This window comes from Variovorax guangxiensis (assembly GCF_003952165.1).
In the GTDB taxonomy this organism is placed as follows: domain Bacteria; phylum Pseudomonadota; class Gammaproteobacteria; order Burkholderiales; family Burkholderiaceae_C; genus Variovorax; species Variovorax guangxiensis.
Genome location: NZ_RXFT01000010.1, coordinates 98,518 through 120,948, shown reverse-complemented (window position 1 = coordinate 120,948; position 22,431 = coordinate 98,518). Strand labels below are relative to the sequence as shown.

15 protein-coding genes and 4 tRNA genes are annotated in these 22,431 nt (G+C 66.7%); 6 read left to right on the top strand and 13 right to left on the bottom strand.

Going from position 1 to position 22,431, the window contains the following annotated elements:
- Nucleotides 1–2: 2 nt before the first annotated feature.
- Both EJP67_RS22440 and EJP67_RS22435 read left to right on the top strand, forming a co-directional pair.
- Nucleotides 3–791, top strand: coding sequence for a PA3715 family protein (locus tag EJP67_RS22440; RefSeq protein ID WP_126023921.1), 789 nt, complete (start codon nt 3–5; stop codon nt 789–791).
- Nucleotides 792–879: 88 nt separating this feature from the next.
- Nucleotides 880–3,084: an Ig-like domain-containing domain gene (locus EJP67_RS22435; protein WP_126023920.1), complete on the top strand. Its 2,205-nt coding sequence runs from the start codon at nt 880–882 to the stop codon at nt 3,082–3,084.
- A 10-nt stretch (nt 3,085–3,094) separates the two neighbouring features.
- On the opposite strand, the gene EJP67_RS22430 is transcribed toward EJP67_RS22435, so the two are convergent.
- The 9 genes from EJP67_RS22430 to tig all read right to left on the bottom strand — a co-directional run bounded on the left by EJP67_RS22430 (nt 3,095) and on the right by tig (nt 11,446).
- Entirely contained in the window at nt 3,095–4,399 is a 1,305-nt protein-coding gene (locus EJP67_RS22430; RefSeq protein WP_126023919.1) for an MFS transporter, read from the bottom strand.
- Nucleotides 4,400–4,440: 41 nt separating this feature from the next.
- Nucleotides 4,441–5,082, bottom strand: coding sequence for a DUF6806 family protein (locus tag EJP67_RS22425; RefSeq protein WP_126023918.1), 642 nt, complete (start codon nt 5,080–5,082; stop codon nt 4,441–4,443).
- Nucleotides 5,083–5,101: 19 nt separating this feature from the next.
- Nucleotides 5,102–5,193: transfer RNA gene (locus EJP67_RS22420), tRNA-Leu, on the bottom strand.
- A gap of 100 nt (nt 5,194–5,293) precedes the next feature.
- Nucleotides 5,294–5,367, bottom strand: a tRNA-Cys gene (locus tag EJP67_RS22415).
- A gap of 63 nt (nt 5,368–5,430) precedes the next feature.
- Nucleotides 5,431–5,506: transfer RNA gene (locus EJP67_RS22410), tRNA-Gly, on the bottom strand.
- A 61-nt stretch (nt 5,507–5,567) separates the two neighbouring features.
- On the bottom strand, nt 5,568–8,009 hold the full coding sequence (gene lon / locus EJP67_RS22405) for an endopeptidase La (protein ID WP_126023917.1): 2,442 nt from the start codon (nt 8,007–8,009) through the stop codon (nt 5,568–5,570).
- A gap of 23 nt (nt 8,010–8,032) precedes the next feature.
- A complete protein-coding gene (gene clpX, locus EJP67_RS22400; protein ID WP_126023916.1) occupies nt 8,033–9,298 on the bottom strand; it encodes an ATP-dependent Clp protease ATP-binding subunit ClpX in 1,266 nt (421 codons plus the stop codon).
- A 107-nt stretch (nt 9,299–9,405) separates the two neighbouring features.
- Nucleotides 9,406–10,014: an ATP-dependent Clp endopeptidase proteolytic subunit ClpP gene (clpP, locus tag EJP67_RS22395; RefSeq protein WP_126023915.1), complete on the bottom strand. Its 609-nt coding sequence runs from the start codon at nt 10,012–10,014 to the stop codon at nt 9,406–9,408.
- A gap of 115 nt (nt 10,015–10,129) precedes the next feature.
- Nucleotides 10,130–11,446 carry a trigger factor gene (gene tig, locus EJP67_RS22390; protein ID WP_126023914.1) on the bottom strand — a complete coding sequence of 439 codons (1,317 nt, stop codon included), beginning with the start codon at nt 11,444–11,446 and terminating at the stop codon, nt 10,130–10,132.
- 266 nt (nt 11,447–11,712) lie between these two features.
- On the opposite strand from tig, the gene EJP67_RS22385 reads away from it, so the two are divergent.
- On the top strand, nt 11,713–12,681 hold the full coding sequence (locus tag EJP67_RS22385; RefSeq protein ID WP_126023913.1) for a tetratricopeptide repeat protein: 969 nt from the start codon (nt 11,713–11,715) through the stop codon (nt 12,679–12,681).
- 71 nt (nt 12,682–12,752) lie between these two features.
- On the opposite strand, the gene EJP67_RS22380 is transcribed toward EJP67_RS22385, so the two are convergent.
- The 4 genes from EJP67_RS22380 to EJP67_RS22365 all read right to left on the bottom strand — a co-directional run bounded on the left by EJP67_RS22380 (nt 12,753) and on the right by EJP67_RS22365 (nt 19,259).
- Nucleotides 12,753–12,839, bottom strand: a tRNA-Leu gene (locus EJP67_RS22380).
- Between the two features lie 104 nt (nt 12,840–12,943).
- The gene (locus EJP67_RS22375) at nt 12,944–16,102 is read right to left on the bottom strand and encodes an efflux RND transporter permease subunit (protein ID WP_126023912.1); all 3,159 of its coding nucleotides are present in this window, start codon (nt 16,100–16,102) and stop codon (nt 12,944–12,946) included.
- A complete protein-coding gene (locus EJP67_RS22370; protein ID WP_126023911.1) occupies nt 16,099–17,298 on the bottom strand; it encodes an efflux RND transporter periplasmic adaptor subunit in 1,200 nt (399 codons plus the stop codon). The genes EJP67_RS22375 and EJP67_RS22370 overlap by 4 nt, the downstream gene beginning before the upstream one ends.
- Before the next feature lie 116 nt (nt 17,299–17,414).
- Entirely contained in the window at nt 17,415–19,259 is a 1,845-nt protein-coding gene (locus EJP67_RS22365) for a potassium transporter Kup (RefSeq protein ID WP_126024059.1), read from the bottom strand.
- Between the two features lie 151 nt (nt 19,260–19,410).
- On the opposite strand from EJP67_RS22365, the gene hpnC reads away from it, so the two are divergent.
- Genes hpnC through hpnE form a run of 3 tightly spaced genes read left to right on the top strand, consistent with a single transcriptional unit; the run spans nt 19,411 to nt 22,426 of the window.
- Nucleotides 19,411–20,325 carry a squalene synthase HpnC gene (gene hpnC / locus EJP67_RS22360; protein ID WP_126023910.1) on the top strand — a complete coding sequence of 305 codons (915 nt, stop codon included), beginning with the start codon at nt 19,411–19,413 and terminating at the stop codon, nt 20,323–20,325.
- On the top strand, nt 20,322–21,161 hold the full coding sequence (gene hpnD, locus EJP67_RS22355) for a presqualene diphosphate synthase HpnD (protein ID WP_126023909.1): 840 nt from the start codon (nt 20,322–20,324) through the stop codon (nt 21,159–21,161). The genes hpnC and hpnD overlap by 4 nt, the downstream gene beginning before the upstream one ends.
- A gap of 2 nt (nt 21,162–21,163) precedes the next feature.
- A complete protein-coding gene (hpnE, locus tag EJP67_RS22350) occupies nt 21,164–22,426 on the top strand; it encodes a hydroxysqualene dehydroxylase HpnE (protein ID WP_126023908.1) in 1,263 nt (420 codons plus the stop codon).
- Nucleotides 22,427–22,431: the final 5 nt, after the last annotated feature.

Genomic DNA, 22,431 nt, shown 5'->3' with positions numbered 1-22,431 from the left:
CCATGCGCCTGCCGCTGCTGCGCCACGCCGCCCTCTTCCTCCTGGGCCTTGCGGCCGCCGGCCTGAGCCACGCAGCCTGCGAAAGCGGCCTTGCCGAGCGCATGCATGCAAAGCTGCACCCCCACCGCCAGCTCGACGAGCGGCTCGCGGCCTGCAAGGTGTGGCCGGCCTTTCCGGGGCGCAGCATCGTGGTGCTGCCGATGCCGCGCGAAACCACCGACCGGGGCGCCAAGGTCTTCGATCTGGAGATCCTGCTGATCCAGCGCCCCGACAACGGCAACACCGACCGCGACACCGTCATCGGCCGGCTGCTGCAGCCCGAGGCGCTCGACGAGGACGCCACCACGTCGATCCAGGACATCCGCATCGACACCTCGCGCTATGTGCTGTCTTCGGAGGCGCGCGCCTTCGGCCTGCGCGTGCGCTACCGGGGCAGCAACGGGCCCGGCAGCCCGCTGGCGAGCGAAACGGTGCGGCTGTACGTGCACCACGGCAAGCAGCTGCGCCAGGTGCTGCAGGAGATCGAGCTCGACCACGACCACGGCGGATGGGATTCGACCTGCACCGGGCACTTCGAGAAGCTGCGCACCATGCTCTCGGTCGGCAAGGGCAGCAGCAACGGCCTTGCCGACCTGCAGCTGTCGCGCACGCTGCTGCAAAGCCGCGCACAGGAGCAGGAAGACCAGAGCTGCGTCGAGAGGTCCCTGCCTCCGAAATTCAACACCATCACGCTGCGCTACGACGGCGAGCGCTTCAAGGTGCCCAAGTCGCTCCAGCAGCAAGTCCCCTGACGGGAACCTGATTCGAGCCCGCTTTTCACCGGGGCGTCACACAAAAGTACCAGCATGCGCGGTTTGTCAAAAAGTATTGCCGCGCACAATGAACCCTCTTCCCCAAGCCCGCATTCCCTTCAAGCCCCTGATGCTCGCCGGTGCGCTCGCGCTGGCACTGAGTGCCTGCGGAGGCGGCGGTGGCGGCTCCGGTCCGATCGGCTTCCTTCCGCCCGCGAGCACCACGCCGCCGGCCACGCAGCCGCCGGCACAACCGCCCGCAGCGCAGCCTGAACCCGACCAGCTCGTCTCCAAGGCGCGATTCACGCCCAATGCAGGAACCACCGAAGGTTCTTCCGACGCATCGACCGCCCTCGCCCTGCCCGGCAACTTCATGATCGTGGCGGACGACGAGTCGAACGTGCTGCGCGTCTACCCGCGCGGCGGCGGCGCCGCGGTGAAGGAATGGAGCTACGAGCTCGAAGGCCCCAAGCTCACCAAGGAGCTCGATCTCGAGGCCGGCACCCGCGTCGGCGACACGCTGTACTTCACCGGCTCCAACAGCAACAAGAAGGACGGCGCCGATGCGGCGGCCGACCGCTCGCACCTGTTCGCGGTCAAGGTCACCGGCACGGGTGCCGACACCGCATTCAGCTATGTCGGCCAGTTCTCGCTGCTCGAAGCGCAGCTCGTCGCCTGGGACTCCGGCAATGCGCACGGCCTCGGCGCCAACCGCTTCGGCTTTGCGGTGTCGGCCGCGGCGGGCATCGTGCCCGAGCGCGTCGACGGCTTCTCCATCGAAGGCATGACCAGCTCGCCGGGCGACACCGCGCTGTGGCTCGGCTTCCGCGCGCCGCAGACGGGCACCACGGTGCGCTCCAAGGCGCTGATCGTGCCGGTGCAGAACTACGCCGCGCTGGTCGCGGGCACCGCCACGCAGGCTACCTTCGGCGCGCCCATCGAGCTCGAACTGGGCGGCCGCGGAATCCGCTCGATCGACAAGGGCACCGACGGCAACTACCTGATCGTCGCCGGCCCCGCGGGTGCCGCAAGCCCGGACGTGGATCGCAACTTTGCGCTCTTCGCGTGGGACGGCAACCCCAACAGCGCGCCGGTCGAGCTGTCGAACAACCTCGATGCACTGGCCAAGGACACCGGCGGCAGCTTCGAATCCGCAGTCGAGGTGCCGGGCCCCGTGAGGCCCGGCACGGAAGTCCAGCTGCTGCTGGACAACGGCGACACCAAGTGGGACGGCAGCACTGCCTCGAAGGACCTGCCTCCCGCCGACCAGAAGTTCGACGGCTTCGTGGTGCGCCTGGGCTCGCCGCTGGTGGACACCACCGCGCCGAAGCTGAAAAAGGCATCGTTGGCCGGCCTCGTGGGCGTGAATCTCGACGCCTCGATCGCGCTGTCGTTCAACGAAGCCGTGCGCCTGGGCTCGGGCAGCATCGTTCTGCACAAGGCCGACGGCAGCGTGGTCGAGACCTTCCACGCCAACAGCCCGACCAGCCGCCTGCAGGTGGCCTTCAACAAGCTGAAGCTGGTGCCGTCGGCACCGCTTGCGGCCAGCAGCGGCTACTACGTCACCATCGACGCCAACGCGATCACCGATCCCGCCGGCAACGCCTTCGCCGGCATCAGCGACGCGACGCAGCTGAGCTTCACCACGACCGACGGCGCCACGGCGCTCGCCGCCGGCGACCTGCTCTTCATGGCCGCCAACGCCGAGGCGCCCGACGCTTACGCCTTCGTGCTGCTGAAGGCGGTGAACGGCGGCACGAAGGTGCTCTTCACCGACCGCGACCGCAAATCGGGCACGAACGAGTTCACCGGCATCACCAACGAGACGGCCTTCTTCTGGACCGCCGACCGCAACCTGCCGGCCGGCACCATCGTGACCATCCAGACCGACGTGACGGGCAATCCGGTCGCGGACAAGGGCTTCACACTCGGGTCGCCGGGCGGCATCGGCAAGTCGGAGACCGTCTATGCCATCGCGGGAGGCAGCATCGCCGGCCTGGGCGACGGCGTGGCCGGGCAAATCACCGCCGTCGGCGACTACCTCGCGACCATCACGCTGGGTGGCAGCGCCGGCACCATTCCCGACGCAGTCACGACGGCCGGCACCGCCTTCAGCTTCACGGCGAGCCCCGCCAACCAGACCAACGCGATCTACACCGGCTCGCTGGACCGTTCGGACCTGGCGGCCTTCGCGGCCCGCGTGAAGAACCCGGCGAACTGGACGGTGCGCTACGCACCGGAAGTCGGCTGGCCGCTGACCAACGGCAGCCTGTTCGGCGACAAGCTGCCCTGATTGCCGGCAGTCAGGAGGAGGCGCGCAGCGCGGCCTGGCGGCCGCGCTGCATGTCGATAGGGAGCAGCAGCAACAGCCCCGCCACGAACAGCACCGTGGTCGAAAGAATCGCGATTCGCTGGTTGCCGCCGGTCATCCAGGTGATGGCGCCGAAGCTCAGCGGTCCGACGATGCTCGCCAGCCGCGTGGCGAAGGTCCAGAGCCCGAAGAACTCGGCGAGCTGCTTCGGCGGCGCCAGGTAGCCAGTCATCGCGCGGCCGGCCGACTGGCTCGATCCCATGGCCAGCCCCGCGATGGTCGCGGCCCACCAGAAGCCGCCCTTGGTGGTGACCAGCGCTGCGATCACGCAGACAGCGATCCACGCGACGAGCGTGCCGGCCAGCGAGACCTTGTGGCCGATGCGGTCCTGCACATAGCCGAAGCCGAAGGCACCGAGTGAAGCCGCGATGTTGAGCACGAAGATCAGCACCATGGTCTCGCTTGCCACGAAGCCGATCACCTGCTCCGCGTAGATGGCGGCAAGCGTGATGGCTACCGCCACGCCGCCCTGGTAGCAGACGGTGCAGGCCAGCAGCCACATGAAGTCGCGATACGCGCGCGCCTGACGGTAGGTGGCGAGCAACTGCTGCCAGGCACCCTGCTCGTTGCCGGCGGCGCGGGGCTGTGCGCGCTCGGGCAGCAGTGCGAAGGTGGCGCATGCGGCGAAGCCATAGATGGCTGCGGTGATCAGCATCGTGACCGGCACGAAGTGCGCCGCCGGCAGCCCCTTGGATTGGGACCACAACACGTAAGCCAGACAGATGCCCAGCGCCAGCATGCCGCCCACATAGCCGAAGGCCCAGCCCCATCCGCTCACCTTGCCCATGCCCTCGGCCGTCGCCAGCTCGGGCAGGAAGGCACCCGTGAGGGACTCGCCGTAGGAATAGAAGGCGTTGGAGACGATGATCAGCGCCATCGCGAGCGCGACGCCGCCGGCGCCGGAGAAGCTGGGCGTGACGGAGAGCGCAGCCGTCGCGAAGACGCAGCCCAGGGTCGCGAGAACCAGCACGCGCTTTTTTGCCGCGCGCATGTCGGCCCATGCGCCGATGGCGGGCATCGTGAGCATCACGATGGCATAGGAGGTACTGAGCGCCGCCGTCCATGCGAAGGCGGCCCATGGTGCGCCTTTGGCGATGCCGCCCACGAAGTAGGCGGCGAACACAGCAGTGATGACGACGGTGGTGTAGCCCGAGTTGGCGAAGTCGTACATCGCCCAGCCGAACACCTCGCGCTTGCGCACGCCCGGCTGCAGCGCGGAGGCGGGGAACAGGGCCATGCGCGGGCTGCGGCGAGCGGTGCCGGGAGCCAGTCAGGCAGTCAGTGCAGGTGGCGCGGACGGCGGCCGCCGCCGTGGCCACCACCGCTGCCCCCGCTGCCCGGTCCACCGGTGCCGCGCGGGCGCTTTCCAATTTCGAGCGAGTTCACGAGCGCGTCGAAACGGTCGCTGAAGAGGCGATCGATTTCGGCGACAACACCACCCAGCTCGGAGCCGTCGAAGTGGCGTTCCATGAGGTTGACGACGTCTTCGACGAGCAGGTCGCGCTGCACCTGCATGATGGCGGCCGGATTGGGGCCGACGAAGAGCATCAGGAAGTCGTCGCGCGACTCCTCTTCGGGGTCGCCCTCTTCCTCGTCGAAGTCGGTGTCGTAGAAGGTGACCTCGATGGCCGCGCCGCGCTCGGAGAGCTCGTTCAGGCCCATGCACATCTCGTCGAGCGCCTGGCGGAAGTCTTCATCGCCGGCCACGGTCCAGCACATCTGGAGCATGTGGTCCTTCTGCTCGTAGCGGATGCCGGGTTCTTCTTCGTAGGAGCTGGTGGCGCCATCGGCCAGCGACTTGGCACCGGCGTATTTCCACAGCGGCTTGAGCGCCTCCTGGATCTGTTCGAAGGTGACGTCCGAACGCAGCGGCACGTCGCCGTGCACATGAATTTCAAATGGAGCGTTATAGCGAGGCATCTGATGCTCCCTTGTAAGTTGGTACCCGGAACGGGGGTCGAACCCGTATGCCCCGATTAAGGAAGCGGCGGATTTTAAGTCCGATGTGTCTACCAATTTCACCATCCGGGCGTCAGGTTGGACATCGACGATAACCCAAACAAAACAAGCCCCGGCAACGTCGGTTGGCGGGGCTTGGCGTTCGGGGTCGAATCTGTTTGAACCGAGAGAGTGGAGGCGCGATCCGGAGTCGAACCGGACTAGACGGATTTGCAATCCGTTGCATAACCGCTTTGCTATCGCGCCACGCAGAAATACGAAATCGAACTAGCGAAAAAAAGGGAAGCTGGAGCTTCCCTTTTTCAAAACTGGAGCGGGAAAAGAGTCTCGAACTCTCGACCTCAACCTTGGCAAGGTTGCGCTCTACCAACTGAGCTATTCCCGCGTTTCGAGCCTTGAAGTATATACCAATTTTTCAAGGTCCCGCAACTTTTGCGATTATTCGATCAGTGTTTGACCGAACCTTCGGAAGCCGGAGCCGGCGTGCGCTGCTTGGCCAATTCGGCCATGGCGGCGGCGGACGCAGCGACCTCTTCATCGGACAGCGGCTCGGGCGATTTCTCGAGAGCGATCTCGAGCACCTTGTCGATCCATTTCACCGGCACGATCTCGAGACCGTTCTTCACGTTCTCGGGAATGTCCTGCAGGTCCTTGGCGTTCTCTTCCGGAATCAGCACGGTCTTGATGCCGCCACGCAAGGCTGCCAGCAGCTTTTCCTTGAGACCGCCGATGGCCGTGACCTCGCCTCGCAGCGTGATCTCGCCCGTCATCGCGACGTCGCTGCGCACCGGGATGCCCGTGAGCGCCGACACGAAGGCCGTCGTCATCGCGGCGCCCGCGCTCGGGCCGTCCTTCGGCGTGGCGCCATCGGGCACGTGGATGTGGATGTCGCGCTTTTCGAACACCTCGTCCTTGATGCCGAGGCGGCGCGAGCGGCTGCGCACCACGGTGCGCGCGGCCTCGACCGACTCCTTCATCACGTCGCCCAGCGAACCGGTGCGGCTGATCACGCCCTTGCCGGGCATGGTGACCGCCTCGATCGTCAGCAGGTCGCCGCCGACTTCGGTCCACGCGAGGCCGACCACCTGGCCGACCTGGTTCTGCTTCTCGGCCAGGCCGAAAGTGAGCTTGCGCACGCCGAGGAAGTCGTTGAGGTTCGCGCCGGTGACCGTGACCTGCGGCGTGAGCTGCTTGAGCAGCAGGCCCTTCACCACCTTGCGGCAGATCTTCGATAGCTCGCGCTCGAGCGAACGAACGCCGGCCTCACGCGTGTAGTAGCGCACGATGTCGCGCACCGCTTCCTCGGTGACGGCGAGCTCGTCGTCCTTCACGCCGTTGTTCTTCATCTGCTTGGGCAGCAGGTACTTGATCGCGATGTTGGTCTTCTCGTCCTCGGTGTAGCCCGAGAGGCGGATGACTTCCATGCGGTCCAGCAGCGCCGGCGGGATGTTCATCGAGTTCGAGGTGGCGACGAACATCACGTCGCTCAGGTCGAAGTCGACTTCCACGTAGTGGTCGCCGAAAGTGTGGTTCTGCTCGGGGTCGAGCACCTCGAGCAGCGCGCTCGACGGGTCGCCGCGGAAGTCCGTGCCCAGCTTGTCGATCTCGTCGAGCAGGAACAGCGGGTTGCGCGTGCCGATCTTGCTCAGGCCCTGCAGCACCTTGCCCGGCAGCGCGCCGATGTAGGTGCGGCGGTGGCCACGGATCTCGGCTTCGTCGCGCATGCCGCCCAGCGCCATTCGGGTGTACTTGCGGCCGGTCGCCTTGGCGATCGACTGCCCCAGCGAGGTCTTGCCCACGCCCGGAGGCCCCACGAGGCACAGGATGGGCGCCTTGACCTTGTCCACGCGCTGCTGCACCGCGAGGTATTCGAGGATTCGGTCCTTGACCTTCTCCAGGCCGTAGTGGTCGGCATTGAGCACCGCCTCGGCGTTGGCCAGGTCGTGCTTGATCTTGGTCTTCTTGCTCCAGGGCAGGCCGACCAGCACGTCGATGTAGTTGCGCACCACCGTGGCCTCAGCCGACATGGGCGACATGAGCTTGAGCTTCTTGAGCTCGCCCTCGGCCTTCTTCAGGCCTTCCTTGGACATCTTCGCGAGCTTGATCTTCTTCTCGATCTCCTCGATGTCCGCGCCCTCTTCGCCTTCGCCGAGCTCCTTCTGGATGGCCTTGACCTGCTCGTTGAGGTAGAAGTCGCGCTGGTTCTTCTCCATCTGGCGCTTCACGCGCCCGCGGATCTTCTTGTCGACGTTGAGGATGTCGACCTCGCGCTCGAGCTGGCCGAACAGGTTCTCCAGGCGCGACTTGACGTCGTCCAGGTCGAGCACGGCCTGCTTGTTGTCTAGCTTGAGCGGCAGGTGGGCGGCGATGGTGTCCGCGAGGCGGCCCGGATCGTCGATGCTCGAGATCGAGGTGAGGATCTCGGGCGGAATCTTCTTGTTCAGCTTGACGTACTGGTCGAACTGCTGCATCACCGCGCGGCGCAGCGCCTCGACCTCGGTGCCCTTCTCGCCGCCTTCGGGCGCCTCCACGGGCGTCACGTTGGCCGAGAAGTGGGTCTCGCCGTCATCGATGCGGTTCACGCGGGCACGTTGCTGGCCCTCGACCAGCACCTTCACCGTGCCGTCGGGCAGCTTGAGCATCTGCAGGATGGTCGAGACGCAGCCGACCTCGAACATGTCCTCGACGGAGGGCTCGTCCTTGGCCGCGGCCTTCTGGGCCACGAGCATGATGCGGCGCTCCGCCTCCATGGCCAGCTCGAGCGCCTTGATGCTCTTGGGGCGACCCACGAACAGCGGAATCACCATGTGGGGAAACACCACGACATCGCGCAGCGGCAGCAGCGGCAGGTCGAGGGCTTCGGGAGGCAAGGGGGTGTGGCCAGACATGCAAATCCTTCGCGTCTTTGGCTTTAAGCCTTTTTCGCCGCTTCGCGGTACACGAGCAGCGGGGGCTTGTTTTCGTCGATGGTCGATTCCTCGACCACCACCTTGTCGACATTGGTCGCGTTCGGCAACTCGAACATGGTGTCGATCAGCGACTGTTCAAGGATCGAGCGCAAACCGCGCGCACCGGTCTTGCGGGCCAGTGCCTTGCGGGCGATGGCCTTGAGTGCCGCCGGACGGATCTCGAGGTCCACGCCTTCCATCTGCAGCAGCTTGGTGAACTGCTTGACCACCGCGTTCTTCGGCTCGGTGAGGATCTGCACCAGCGCGTCCTCGCTGAGTTCGGCGAGCGAGGCGACCACGGGCATGCGGCCCACGAGTTCGGGGATCAGGCCGAATTTGATCAGGTCCTCGGGCTCCACTTCGCGGAACACTTCGGTGAGGCTACGCTGCTGCTTGCTCTTGACTGAAGCGCCGAAGCCAATGCCCGAGGCCTCGGTGCGGTTTTCGATGACCTTCTCCAGGCCCGCGAACGCGCCGCCGCAGATGAACAGGATGTTGGTCGTGTCGATCTGCAGGAAGTCCTGGTTCGGGTGCTTGCGCCCGCCCTGGGGGGGCACGCTGGCCATGGTGCCTTCGATCAGCTTCAGCAGCGCCTGCTGCACGCCCTCTCCCGACACGTCGCGCGTGATGGAAGGGTTGTCGGACTTGCGCGAGATCTTGTCGATTTCGTCGATGTAGACGATGCCGCGCTGCGCGCGCTCCACTTCGTAGTTGCAGCTCTGCAGCAGCTTCTGGATGATGTTCTCGACGTCCTCGCCGACATAGCCGGCCTCGGTCAGCGTGGTGGCGTCGGCCATCACGAAGGGCACGTCGAGCATGCGCGCCAGCGTCTGCGCCAGCAGCGTCTTGCCCGAACCCGTGGGGCCGATCAGCAGGATGTTGCTCTTGCTGAGCTCCACGTCGTCGCCCTTGGCCTTTTCCTTGTGGCGCAGGCGCTTGTAGTGGTTGTAGACGGCCACCGACAGCATGCGCTTGGCCGGCTCCTGGCCGATCACGTAGTTGTCGAGGTTGGCCTTGATCTCCAGCGGCGTCGGCAGGTCGCTGCGCGCCTCGCGCGCTTCCTCACCCGCCGGGAGTTCGTCGCGGATGATCTCGTTGCAAAGGTCGATGCACTCGTCGCAGATGAAGACCGAAGGGCCCGCGATCAGCTTCTTGACCTCGTGCTGGCTCTTGCCGCAGAACGAGCAATAAAGCGTTTTTTCGCTGGAGGAGCCTTTTTTATCGGCCATGGACATTTGCCTCGTTACAGGGTAGGGACAATGATAACTAAACAAAAACGGCGTTTCCCGTGTGGAAAACGCCGTTTCTTGCCATTTGGCGCCCTCGGCGCCGGCGTTCAACCGCGCTTGGCGACGACCTGGTCCACCAGGCCGTAGTCCTTGGCCTCGTCGGCCGTCAGGAAATAGTCTCGTTCGGTGTCGGCCTTGACCTTTTCCAGCGGCTGGCCGGTGCGTTCGGCCAGGATGCGGTTCATCTGGTCCTTGGTGCGCAGGATGTCGCGCGCGTGGATCTCGATGTCGGTCGCCTGGCCGCGTGCGCCGCCGAGCACCTGGTGGATCATGATCTTCGAATTGGGCAGCGAGAAGCGCTTGCCCTTTTCACCCGCCGCCAGCAGGAAGGCGCCCATGCTGGCCGCGAAGCCCAGGCACATGGTCGACACGTCGGGCTTGATGAACTGCATGGTGTCGTAGATCGCCATGCCGGCGCTCACGCTGCCGCCCGGGGAGTTGATGTAGAAGGAAATGTCCTTGTCCGGGTTCTCGCTCTCGAGGAACAGCAGCTGGGCCACCACGAGGTTGGCGGTCTGGTCGTTGACCTCGCCCACCAGGAAAATGATGCGCTCCTTGAGAAGGCGCGAGTAGATGTCGTAAGACCGCTCGCCGCGGCCCGACTGCTCGATGACCATCGGGATCATGCCGAGGGCCTGGGTTTCCTGTGCGCTCATGAATTTGCTCTCCGAGAAATGGGATCGTTCGCTGTGTCTGAACTGTACGCCTGAGTGAAATGGGGCTCGTGCCGCAAAGCACAAGCCCCATCGGCGTAGCGGGCGGCTTGGGAGATCAGCCTTGCTGCTGAGCCATCAGTTCGTCGAACGAGACCGACTTTTCGTTGACCTTGGCCTTGCCCAGCACGAAATCGGTCACGTTGTTCTCGATGACCACGGCTTCGACCTCGGCCAGGCGGTTGTTGTCGCTGAAGTACCAGCGCACCACGTCAGCCGGCTTTTCGTAGCTGGCGGCCAGCTCGTCGATGTGGGCCTTGATCTGCTCGGGCTTGGCCTGCAGGTTGTTGGCACGCACCAGTTCGGCCACCACAAGGCCCAGGCGCACGCGGCGCTCGGCTTGCGGACGGAACACTTCGTCGGGGATCGGAGCCTTGTCGGCGTCCTTGATGCCGCGCTGCTTCAGCTCGGCGCGGGCGCCTTCGACCATGCGGCTGACTTCCGACTGCACGCTGGCGTTGGGCAGGTCGAGCTCGGCGTTGGCCACCAGGGCGTCCATCACGGCGTTCTTGTTGCGCGCCAGCAGGCGGAACTTCACTTCGCGCTCGAGGTTGCGCTTGATGTCGGCGCGCAGGCCTTCGACGGTGGCTTCGGCGATGCCGAGCGACTTGGCCAGTTGCTCGTTGACTTCGGGCAGGTGCGAGGCTTCGATCTTCTTCACGGTGACCAGGAAGTCGGCCTGCTTGCCGGCCACGTCCTTGCCGTGGTAGTCGGCCGGGAACGACAGCGGGAAGGTGCGGCTGTCGCCCGACTTCATGCCGCGCACGGCGTCTTCGAATTCCTTGAGCATCTGGCCTTCGCCGACGACGAACTGGAAGTCTTCGGCCTTGCCGCCCTGGAAGGGCTCGCCGTCGATCTTGCCTTCGAAGTCGACCGTCACGCGGTCACCGTCCTGGGCCACGGCGTCTTGCGCGCGCTGGGCGAAGGTACGGCGCTGCTTGCGCAGGATGTCCAGGGTCTTGTCGATGGCGTCTTCGCCGACTTCGGCCGACAGCTTCTCGACTTCGGCGCCCGACAGGTCGTTGATCTTGACGTCGGGGAACACTTCGAAGACGGCGTCGAAGGCCAGCTGGCCTTCGGGCGACTCTTCCTTTTCGGTGATGCGGGGCTGGCCGGCGACGCGCAGCTTGGCTTCGTTCGCGGCTTGCGAGAAGGCCTCGCCGACCTTGTCGTTCATGACTTCATAGTGCACCGAGTAGCCATAGCGCTGGGCCACGACGTTCATCGGCACCTTGCCGGGACGGAAACCGTCCATCTTGACGGTGCGCGCAAGCTTCTTGAGGCGCGAATCGACTTCGGACTGGATGGTGCCGACCGGCAGGGTCAGCGTGATCTTGCGTTCGAGCTTCTCGAGAGTTTCAACGGTCACGGTCATGATGTCTTCCTGGTAAGGGGGCTGGTGCGCGGGGCCTGCATCGTTCTTTGTCAATACAGATCAAGGACTTACACGCGCTCGCGGGATTTATGCGGAGGCACGTGCGTGCCGCCTGCAAAACTGGGCAACCCGCGATTCTAATCTGGCGGGAAAGCGGGTTTTCACGGGGTCGGAGTGCCGCGCGGCGGCGGTCAGGTTTGGCCAATATTCGGCTCGTAGAGTGACCATCGTCATCCTCCCCTACAGGAACGCACAGGAAAACTCTCATGCTCCAGCGAATGTTCGCCGCCCTCGCCTTTACCCTTGCCATGGCGCTCGGCCTGCCCTCGCTCGCGCAGGCCGGGACCGACGCGACCGCGCCCAAGGATCCCACCATCCAGCAGATCTACGAAGCGGCCAACGGCGGGCGCATGTCCGATGCCGACGCCATGATCGCGAAGGTGCTGAAGGATCATCCCGACAGCGCCAAGGCCCATTTCGTCCACGCCGAACTGCTTGCGGCCGAAGGCAGGCTCGACGGTGCAAGGAGCGAACTGGCGAAGGCGAAGGCGCTGTCACCCGGCCTCGACTTCGCCAAGCCGGAAGCCGTCGAACGACTCACGAACAAGCTCGACCGCCCCGCCCCACAGACGAGAAACACGTCTTCGCGCCTCGACGAGCCCGCCCCGGCGCCGCTGCGAACCGAAAGCAGGACGATTTCCGTGCCGTGGATGCCCATCGCTCTCCTGGGGTTGCTGGTCGTCGGCTATCTCGCTTTCCGCAAACGGGTCGCGCCGCCGGCTGCGCCGGCCCAGCCCTCGTACGGTCCCGCCCCGGGCCCGCAAGGCATGCCGGCGGGCTACGGAAGCTACGGCTCGGGCCCCGGCTGGACGCCCGCGCCGCCGCCCGCGGCTAGCCCCGGCATGGGTCTGGGCTCCGCCCTTGCCACCGGTGCCGCGGTGGGCGTCGGCGCGGTCGTGGCCCAGGAAGCGGTGCGTCACTGGATGCACGACCGCAGCGACAACAGCATGTTCGACAGGGACAGCGGCACGACGACACGCATGGCCGACAGCGGCAACACCGAGATGGGCCGCAGCCTCTGGCCCTCGTCGTCCACGCCCTCGACCTCGCAGGAGCGCGATCGCTTCGTCGATAACGATTTCGGCATCAAGGACACGAGCTCCTGGGACGACGCAAGCAGCAGCGGCGGCGGCAGCTTCGACAGCGATAGCGGCAGCAGCGACAACGACTGGTGAAAAGAAAAAGCCCCGTTCCTTTCGAAACGGGGCTTCATCACTGCTCGATAGATCAGGCTACATAGCAGGGCTGGTGCGCGGGGCCGGACTCGAACCGGCACGTTCTTGCGAACGTCAGGACCTAAACCTGGTGCGTCTACCAATTTCGCCACCCGCGCGATGCCAATCTTTTTTCAGGTGAATGCAAAAGCGGACGGGCTTTTCGCACCACGGATTCCCGTGGGCCAAAGACCATCCGCTTGAAATCGGTCAGCCAGCGATTTTAAACGCTAATCGGGGCCACTTCCGGCTCGCGCTTCACACGGAATGCGGCGGCATACATCGCCGGCAGCGCGAGCAGGGTCAATACCGTTGCCACGATCAGCCCGCCCATGATCGCGACGGCCATCGGCCCCCAGAACACGCTGCGCGACAGCGGGATCATCGCCAGCACCGCCGCGGCCGCGGTCAGCACGATGGGCCGCAGGCGGCGTACCGCCGACTCCACGATCGCGTCCCACGCCGGCACACCCGCCGCGCGGTCGAGCTCGATCTGGTCGATCAGGATCACCGCGTTGCGCTGGATCATGCCCATCAGCGCGATCACGCCCAGCAGCGCGACGAAGCCGAAGGGCCGGTTCAGCACCAGCAGCGCACCCGCCACGCCGGCGATGCCCATCGGGCCGGTAATGAAGACCAGCAGCGAGCGGCTGAAGCTGTGCAACTGCAGCATCAGCAGCGTGAACACCAGGAACAGCATGATCGGCACGCCCGCCACGATGGAGGCCGAGCCCTTGCTGCTTTCCTCCACCGCCCCGGCCACCTCGATGCGGTAGGCGCCCTGCCCGGCCGCGACCCATCCGGCTTCCAGCTCGCGCAGCTTCGGAAGCAGCTGATCGGTCACGGTCGCGCCCTGCAGGCCCTCGACCACGTCGCCCTGCACGGTGATGGCGTAGTCGCGGTTCTCGCGCCACATCACGCCCGGCTCCCAGGTGAACACCGGTTTGGCGATCTGGGTGAGCGGGATCGAGCGGCCCGAGGCCGTCGGGATGTAGGCGTTGCCGATGTCCGAGATGGCCTGGCGCTCGTCGGGCGCCTGGCGCAGCACGATGTCGATCAGCAGGTCGTTCTCGCGGTACTGGCCCACGGTGGTGCCGCTGAACATGGTCTTGGAAGCCTGCGCGATGGCCTGGCTGGTCACGCCGAGCGCGCGCGCCTTGGCCTGGTCGATCTCGAGGCGGATCACTTTCACCGATTCGTTCCAGTTGTCGTTCACGCCGCGCATGTTGGCGTTGTCGCGCAGCACGGCCTTCACCTCGTCCGCATGGCCGCGCAGCAGCGCCGGGTCGGGGCCGATCACGCGGAACTGCACCGGGTACGGCACCGGCGGCCCGTTGGGCAGCAGCTTGACGCGGCCGCGCACCTCGGGGAATTCCTGCGCCAGCACCTGCGGCAGCTTGATGCGCAGGGTCTCGCGCACCTTCAGGTCCTTGGCCAGCACGATCAGCTGCGAGACATTGGTCTGCGGAAACACCTGGTCCAGCGGCAGGTAGAAGCGCGGCACGCCGGAGCCGATCCAGGTGCTGACGGTGCTCACGCCGGCCTCCTGCATCACACGCTTCTCGACGCGCCTGGCCACTTCCTCGTTCGCGGCGAACGAGGTGCCCTCGGGGAACCAGAGGTCGACCAGGATTTCCGGCCGGCTCGAATCCGGGAAGAACTGCTGCTGCACCTTGCCCATGCCGACGATGCCCAGCGCGAAGATCAGCACCGTGGCGCCGATGGTCATCCAGCGGTGCTGCACGCACCAGTTCACCGAGCGGCGGAAGGCGTTGTAGAACGGCGTGTCGAAGAGCTCGTGCGGCGGCGCGTTCGCGTCGTGCGGCTTCACCTTGAGCAGCAGCGTGCCGAGATAGGGCACGAAGTACACCGAGACGATCCACGACAGCACCAGCGCGATCACCGTCACCGCGAAGATGGCGAAGGTGTACTCGCCCGTCACCGACTTGGCGATGCCGATCGGCAGGAAGCCCGCCGCGGTGATGAGCGTGCCCGTGAGCATCGGCTTGGCCGTCACGTCGTAGGCGAAGGTGGCGGCGCGGACCTTGTCGTAGCCCTCCTCCATCTTCCGCACCATCATCTCGACCGCGATGATGGCGTCGTCCACCAGCAGGCCCAGCGCGATGATGAGCGAGCCCAGCGATATCTTGTGCAGCCCGATGCCGAAGTAGTTCATCGCCAGGAAGGTCACGGCCAGCACCAGCGGAATGGTGATGGCCACCACCAGGCCCGGGCGCATGTCGATGTACCAGCCGAAGCGCCCGCCCTTGTGCAGTCCGAGCGAAATGATGCTCACGGCCAGCACGATGGCCACGGCCTCGATCAGCACGCCCACGAACTCGTTCACCGAGCTCGCCACCGCCACCGGCTGGTCCTGCACCTGCGCCAGCTTCACGCCGGCCGGCAGCCGCTGCCCGATGGTCACGGCGGTCGCCTTCAGCGCCTTGCCCAGCGCGATGATGTCGCCGCCCTTGGCCATCGACACGCCCAGGCCGATCACTTCCTTGCCCTGGTGATGCATCTTGACCGAGGGCGGATCAACATAGCCGCGGTGGATGTCGGCGATGTCGCCGAGCTTGAGCTGGTTGCCCGAGCTGCCGCGGATGGGCATCTCGCGCAGCTGGTCGACGCTGGTGAACTGGCCGGCCACGCGCACCTGCACCACGTCGAGCGGCGACTGGATCGTGCCCGCGCTCTCGATGGCGTTCTGCGAGCCGAGCTGCGAGAGCACCGCGTTGAAATCGAGCCCCAGCTGCGCCAGGCGCTTCTGCGATATCTCGATGTAGACCTTCTCGTCCTGCACGCCGAACTGGTCGACCTTGGCCACGTCCTTCACGCGCAGCAGCTGCTGGCGCACGTCGTCGGCCAGCGTCTTGAGCTCGGCATAGCTGAAGCCGTCGCTCTCCAGCGCGTAGATCACGCCGTAGACGTCGCCGAAGTCGTCATTGAAGAACGGCCCCTGCACGCCGGCGGGCAGCGTGGCACGCATGTCGCCGATCTTCTTGCGCACCGTGTACCAGACGTTGGCCACCTCGGTGGACTTCGACGAGTCCTTGATGTTGAAGATGATCTGAGACTCGCCGGGCTTCGAGTAGCTGCGGATCTTGTCGGCGTAGGGCGCCTCCTGCAGCGTGCGCTCGAGCTTGTCGGTGACCTGCTCGGCCACCTGCTGGGCGGTGGCGCCGGGCCAGTAGGTGCGCACCACCATCGCGCGGAAGGTGAAGGGCGGGTCCTCGTCCTGACCGAGCTGGAAGTACGCGAACGCGCCCAGCACCATCAGCACCACCATCAGGTAGCGCGTGAGGGGCGCGTGGTCCAGCGCCCATTTGGAGAGATTGAAGCCGGAGGGCTTGTCGTTGGGGTTCGCCGCGCCGCCGCTCATTTGGCGGCACCCGCTGCGATCTCCTTGTTCGTCGCCGCGACAGCCGTGACGGGCTGCGCTGACTCCTTGGCGCCTGCGTTGGCGGCGGCCGCGGCCGCCTCGCGAGACTGGTAGATGGTGACCTTCTGCCCCGGCGACAGCACATGCACGCCGGCGGCCACGACCATCATGCCGGGCGAGATGCCGCCGGCGATCACGGCTTCATTGCCGTCGGCGGTAGCCACCTGCACGGGCTGCGAGCGCACCGTCATCGTCGACTTGTCGAGCACCCACACCGACGTGCCCTTGCCTTCCTGGCGCAGCGCGCTGGTCGGCAGCTTCATCACCGTGGCGCCCGCGTGCGCCAGCGCCTGGGGACGCGCATAGACCGTGGCGCCCAGAGGGGGCGCGGTAGCGGCGTCGATGGAAACCTTGACCGAGTAGGTGCGCGTGACTGCATCGGCGCTGGCCGCCACCTCTCGCACCTGGCCCTGCAGTTCATTGCCGCCGGACCAGCCACGCACCGTGACGGGCGAGCCGGTCTTGATTAGCGTGGCGCGGTCTTCAGGCACCGCGAACACCACGTCGCGCGCGCCGTCCTGGGCGATGCGCACGACCGGTGTGCCGGCCTGCACGACCTGGCCGGGCTCGGCCTCGATGGCGGTGACGATGCCGGCCACGTCGGCCACCAGCGTCGTGTAGTTGGCCTGGTTGCCCTGCGAGGCCAGTTGCGCCTGCGCCTGCTCGAGCTGGGCCTGCGCGGCCTTCCAGGTGGTTTCGCGGCGCTCCAGCTCGGCGCCGCTGATGAAGTTCTGCGACCGCAGTTCGGTGTAGCGCTTGAGGTCTGCAGCCGCGAGGTCACGATTGGTCAGCGCCGCGGCCTGCTGGGCCCGTGCGGCTTCGGCGGCAAGGCGGTAGTCCTGCGGATCGAGTTGGGCCAGAACCTGCCCGGCCTGCACATGCTGGCCGAGCTCGGCCTGGCGCTTCGTGATCTTGCCCCCCACGCGGAAGCCCAGGCGCGATTCGACGCGAGCTCGCACCTCGGCCGAGAACTCGGGCTGGGCATCGAATTCGCTAGTCCCCACGGTCACGAATTTGACCGCCCGCACCGGGTCTTCGGCCGCGGGCTTTGGAGAGCAGCCGGCCAGCAGCACGGCGGGAAGCAGCAGCCAGGCGGCGCTGCGCACACGGAACGGAGAGACGGTGGAGGCGGTCATGAGACACCCTGGTAGGACGAACCGGGTCATTACTGACCCACTGGTTAGTAATCTAGGGTAAACGTGAACCAGTGTCAATGACCCGTTGGTCACTAGGGCGGCCGGCCGCCGAAAAACTAGGTGCGCTGGCCCATCTCCACGAGACGGTTGTCGGGCAGTTCAAAGTAGTCGGATGCCCGGCCTGCGTTGCGCTGCAGCCAGCCGAAGAGCGCCCGCCGGATCGGGTTCATGCCCGGCAGGTTCTCCTCGCCCACCGAGGCGCGCGAGACGAAGTACGAGGTCTTCATCGAATCGATCGCCAGCGTCTTCTGGTAGGCCAGGATGCGGATGAATTCCGGCACGTCGGGCCGCTCCATGAAGCCGTGGCGCGCCGTGACCATCCAGATGCCCTCCATCAGTTGCTCGGCCTCGATGCGGATGCGCGCGTCGACGCGCGGCGTGTCGCAGGCCAGCACGCGCAGCACGATCACCTGCTCGTGCAGCACCTGGTTGTGCTTGAGGTTGTGCAGCAGCGCATGCGGCACCGCCGTGGCATCGGGGTTCAGGAACACGGCCGTTCCGCTCACCCGGTGCGGCATGTGCTGCGCCAGCGACTCGACGAAGGGCCGCAGCGGCAGGCTCTCGGCCGCGGCAGCCTCCAGCCCCAGCCGGCGCCCCTTCGACCACGTGGTGAAGAGCACCATCACCACGGCCGCCACCGCCAGCGTGAGCCAGCCGCCCTCGGCCACCTTCAGGCTGTTGGCGATCACGAAGGTCAGGTCGACCACCGCGAAGGCCGTCACGCCGATCACCACCGCCACCTTGTTCCAGCGCCACAGGCCCCAGGCCACGATGCCGGCCAGAAGCGTCGTCGTCACCATCGTGATCGACACCGCGATGCCGTATGCCGCCGACAGCGCCCCCGAACTGCGAAAGCCCAGCACCAGCAGCAGCACGCCCACCATCAGCAGCCAGTTGACCGCCGGCACGTAGATCTGCCCGATGGCCGCGCCCGAAGTCTGGATCACCCGCATGCGCGGCAGATAACCCATGCGCATCGCGTGCGCCGTGAGCGAGAAAGCACCCGAAATCACCGCCTGCGAGGCGATCACCGTCGCCATCGCGGCCAGCACCACCATCGGCAGCACGCCCCACGAGGGAAAGAGCCGGAAGAACGGGTTGTCGATGGCCGCCGGGTTCGCCAGCACCAGCGCGCCCTGCCCGAAGTAGTTCAGCACCAGCCCCGGCAGCGCGATGAAGAGCCACGCCAGCCGGATCGGCTTCGCGCCGAAGTGCCCCATGTCGGCATACAGCGCCTCGCCGCCCGTGAAAGCCAGGAACACCGCGCCGAGCACCGCCAGCGACTGCGCCCGGTGCTCGATCAGGAAGCCGAAGGCGCGCCGCGGATCGAGCGCCGCCAGCACCTGCGGCTGCTGCAGCACCTGCCATGCGCCCGCCGCCGCCAGCACGATGAACCACAGCAGCATGACCGGCCCGAAGATCTTGCCCACCGTGCCGGTGCCCTTCTTCTGCACCATGAAAAGCGCGATCAGGATCGCCACCGTGATCGGCAGCACCGCTCGCTGGAGCACCGGCGCCTGCACCTCCAGCCCCTCGACCGCCGACAGCACCGAGATGGCCGGCGTGATCAGGCTGTCGCCGTAGAACATGGCAGCCCCCACCAGGCCCAGCAGCCCGATGACGTTCCACACCCACGGCTTAGTCTTCGGCCCCGCGACGGCGCTGCGCGCGAGCGCCTGCAGAGCGAGGATGCCGCCTTCGCCGTCGTGGTCTGCGCGCAGCACGAACACCACGTACTTCAGCGTGACCACGAACATCAGCCCCCAGAAGATCAGCGAGAGCAGCCCCAGCACCGAATCGGGCGTGAACGGCACGCCGTGCTCGGGGTTCATTGTTTCCTTGAAGGCGTACAGCGGCGAGGTGCCGATGTCGCCGAACACGACGCCCAGCGCCGCCACCATGAGCGCCGGGCCCGTCGGGTGCGCCGCCTCCCCGTACGCAGAAACCTGGGAACCGGAAGCCGGAGCGGATGCTTTCATGAAGCGAGGAGTTCGTAGTGGCGACGCTGCGAGCATAGTGCGGGGGCATTGCGCCGTCGCGGACAATCGTGGCGTGTCCGCCACTCCCCAACATGCCGCGCCGCCTGCGCACTACGAGAACTTCCCCGTAGCCTCGTGGCTGTGCCCGCCGCATCTGCGCCCGCCGATCGCGGCGATCTACCACTTCGCGCGCACCGCCGACGACATCGCCGACGAAGGCAGCGCCTCGCCCGCCGAGCGCCTGGTCGACCTGCGCGCCTATCGCGCAGAACTCGCCTCGGCCGCCCGCGGCGAAGTGCTGCCCGGATCGCGCTGGCCCCAGGTCTTCGGTCCGCTGGCCCACAGCGTCGCCCGCCACGGCCTGCCCGAAGACCTGCTCGCCGACCTGCTGAGCGCCTTCATGCAGGACATCGAGAAAACCCGCGACCGCGGCACCTACGCCGACCGCGCCGAACTGCTCGACTACTGCCGCCGCTCCGCCAACCCCGTCGGGCGCCTGCTGCTGCATCTCTACGGCGTGCACGACGCCGAGGCCCTGGCGCAGAGCGACGCGATCTGCAGCGCGCTGCAACTCATCAACTTCTGGCAGGACCCGAGTGTCGACCTTCCGCGCGGCCGCTTCTACTTTCCGCTGACCGACTGCGACCGGCGCGGCCTCTCGCCCGAGCACTTCAAGGTCTTCGCGCCGCTTTCGCACGCGGAGCCTCCGCAGGAAGCTATCAATCTGATAGCAGTCGTGTCTTATTGGGCGCGCGAACTCATGAACGAGGGCGCGCCGCTCGTGCACCGCCTGCCCGGCCGCGCCGGCTGGGAGCTGCGCCTCGTGGTGCAGGGCGGCCTGCGCATCCTCGACAAGATCCAGGACCTGGGCTTCGACACCTTCACGCAGCGCCCCGCCATCGGCAAGCTCGACGCGCCGGTGCTGCTCTGGAAGGCCGTGCGGATGCGGAGACAATCACGCCCCATGAAAGCAGCGCCTCCCCGATGACCCCCGAGCAATACGTGCAAGACAAGGCCGCCGCCTCGGGCAGCAGTTTCTATTACGCCTTCCTGTTCCTTCCCAAGCCGCGCCGCGCCGCGATCACCGCCTTCTATGCCTTCTGCCGGGAAGTCGACGACGTGGTCGACGAGGTCAGCGACCCCGGCGTGGCCGCCACCAAGCTCGCTTGGTGGCGCACCGAGGTCTCGCAGTCCTTCGCGGGCACGCCGCGCCATCCGGTGATGCAGGCTCTGATGCCGCATGCCGCGGCCTACGGCATCGAGGCACGCCAGCTCAACGAGGTGATCGACGGCTGCCAGATGGACCTCGAACAGACGCGCTACCTCGACTTCCAGGGCCTCTCGCGCTATTGCCACCTCGTGGCCGGCGTGGTCGGCGAGGTCGCTGCCCGCATCTTCGGCCAGACCGACGCCCAGACCACTGCCTACGCCCACAAGCTGGGCCTGGCGCTGCAGCTCACCAACATCCTGCGCGACGTGGGCGAGGACGCCCTGCGCGGCCGCATCTACCTGCCGGTCAACGAACTGCAGAAGTTCGACGTGAAGGCGCACGAGATCCTGAACCGCGTGCACTCCGAGCGTTTCGTCGAACTCATGAAGTTCCAGGCCGCCCGCGCCCACGCCGCCTACGACGAAGCGCTCGCCCTGCTCCCCCTGGCTGACCGCCGCTCGCAGAAGCCCGGCCTGATGATGGCCAGCATCTACCGCACCCTGCTGCGGGAGATCGAACGCGACAATTTCCAGGTGCTGAACCAGCGCGTGAGCCTGACGCCGGTGCGCAAGTTCTGGCTGGCGTGGAAGGTTCAGGCCCTCGGACGAATCTGAGCTTGACCAGGAAGAAGACCGCCGTCATCGGCGCCGGCTGGGCCGGCCTCGCCTGCGCGGTGGAGGCCACGCGGCTCGGCCATGCCGTCACGCTGTTCGAGGCGGCGCACATGCCGGGCGGCCGGGCGCGGCGGGTCGACAACATGCACGGGCTGGCGCTGGACAACGGCCAGCACATCCTGATCGGTGCGTACACCGCCACGCTGCAGCTGATGCGCGACGTCGGCGTCGATGTCGAAGGCGCGCTGCTGCGGCTGCCTCTTTCGCTGCGCTTTGCCGATGGCGGCGGGCTGAAGCTGCCTCGGCTGCCTGCGCCGCTCGACCTGCTGGCGGGCATCTTCATGGCGCGGGGCTGGACGTGGCGCGACAAGTCGTCGTTGCTGCGCACCGCCATCGGCTGGAGGCTTTCGGGCTTTCGCTGTGCCGGCGGCACGACGGTTGCCGATCTGTGCGCCGGGCTCACTCCGCGCGTGATGCAGGAGCTGATCGAACCGCTGTGCGTTTCGGCGCTCAACACGCCCGTTGCGCAGTCGAGCGGTGAAGTCTTCCTGCGCGTGCTGAAGGACGCGCTCTTCAGCGGAAGCGGCGGCGCCGACCTGTTGCTGCCGCGCGCCGACCTGGGCGCGCTGCTGCCCGATGCCGCGATCCGCTGGCTGACACGGCAAGGCGCCACGGTGCGCATCGGCACGCGCGTGCGTGCCATTGCATCCGAAGCCGGGCAGTGGCAGGTCGACGGAGAAGCCTTCGATCAGGTCGTGCTGGCCTGCGCGCCATGGGACGCCGCGCGGCTGGTCCGCGCCTCGGGCCTGCCTGCGGACCGCTGGTGTGAAACCACCGAGGCGCTGCGCTTCGAGGCCATCGCGACAGTCTACGTGCGTGGCGCCAGGCCGCTGGCCGAGCCGATGCTCGCGCTTCGCAGCGATCCGGCCACGGCACCGGCCCAGTTCGCCTTCGACAGGAGCCGGCTCGGCGGCATGCAGGGCGTGCTTGCGATGGTCGTGAGCGCGAACGAGGCGTCGCGCGAGGTGCTGGAAGAACAGGTCATCGCGCAGGCCGCCGCCCAGCTGGGCCAATCGGACCTGCAGCCGGTGCAGACCGTGGTCGAGAAACGCGCCACCTTCGCCTGCACGCCCGGCCTCGTGCGGCCGCACTCGGTCATCGCACCGGGCCTGCAAGCCTGCGGCGACTACATCGAAGGCCCCTACCCCGCCACGCTCGAAGGCGCGGTGCTCAGCGGGCTCGCCGCCGCCAGATCATTGAACTGAATCGA

Excerpts from the sequence above, each read along its gene's own strand:
- EJP67_RS22425 (WP_126023918.1), bottom strand. The coding sequence starts at position 5,082 with ATGCCTCGCTATAACGCTCCATTTGAAATTCATGTGCACGGCGACGTG.
- clpP (WP_126023915.1), bottom strand. The coding sequence starts at position 10,014 with ATGAGCGCACAGGAAACCCAGGCCCTCGGCATGATCCCGATGGTCATC.
- EJP67_RS22365 (WP_126024059.1), bottom strand. The coding sequence starts at position 19,259 with ATGGTGGCGGCGCTGGGCGTCGTGTTCGGCGACATCGGCACCTCGCCG.
- EJP67_RS22430 (WP_126023919.1), bottom strand. The coding sequence starts at position 4,399 with ATGGCCCTGTTCCCCGCCTCCGCGCTGCAGCCGGGCGTGCGCAAGCGC.
- clpX (WP_126023916.1), bottom strand. The coding sequence starts at position 9,298 with ATGGCCGATAAAAAAGGCTCCTCCAGCGAAAAAACGCTTTATTGCTCG.
- EJP67_RS22385 (WP_126023913.1), top strand. The coding sequence starts at position 11,713 with ATGCTCCAGCGAATGTTCGCCGCCCTCGCCTTTACCCTTGCCATGGCG.
- EJP67_RS22375 (WP_126023912.1), bottom strand. The coding sequence starts at position 16,102 with ATGAGCGGCGGCGCGGCGAACCCCAACGACAAGCCCTCCGGCTTCAAT.
- EJP67_RS22440 (WP_126023921.1), top strand. The coding sequence starts at position 3 with ATGCGCCTGCCGCTGCTGCGCCACGCCGCCCTCTTCCTCCTGGGCCTT.
- EJP67_RS22435 (WP_126023920.1), top strand. The coding sequence starts at position 880 with ATGAACCCTCTTCCCCAAGCCCGCATTCCCTTCAAGCCCCTGATGCTC.
- lon (WP_126023917.1), bottom strand. The coding sequence starts at position 8,009 with ATGTCTGGCCACACCCCCTTGCCTCCCGAAGCCCTCGACCTGCCGCTG.
- EJP67_RS22370 (WP_126023911.1), bottom strand. The coding sequence starts at position 17,298 with ATGACCGCCTCCACCGTCTCTCCGTTCCGTGTGCGCAGCGCCGCCTGG.
- tig (WP_126023914.1), bottom strand. The coding sequence starts at position 11,446 with ATGACCGTGACCGTTGAAACTCTCGAGAAGCTCGAACGCAAGATCACG.
- hpnD (WP_126023909.1), top strand. The coding sequence starts at position 20,322 with ATGACCCCCGAGCAATACGTGCAAGACAAGGCCGCCGCCTCGGGCAGC.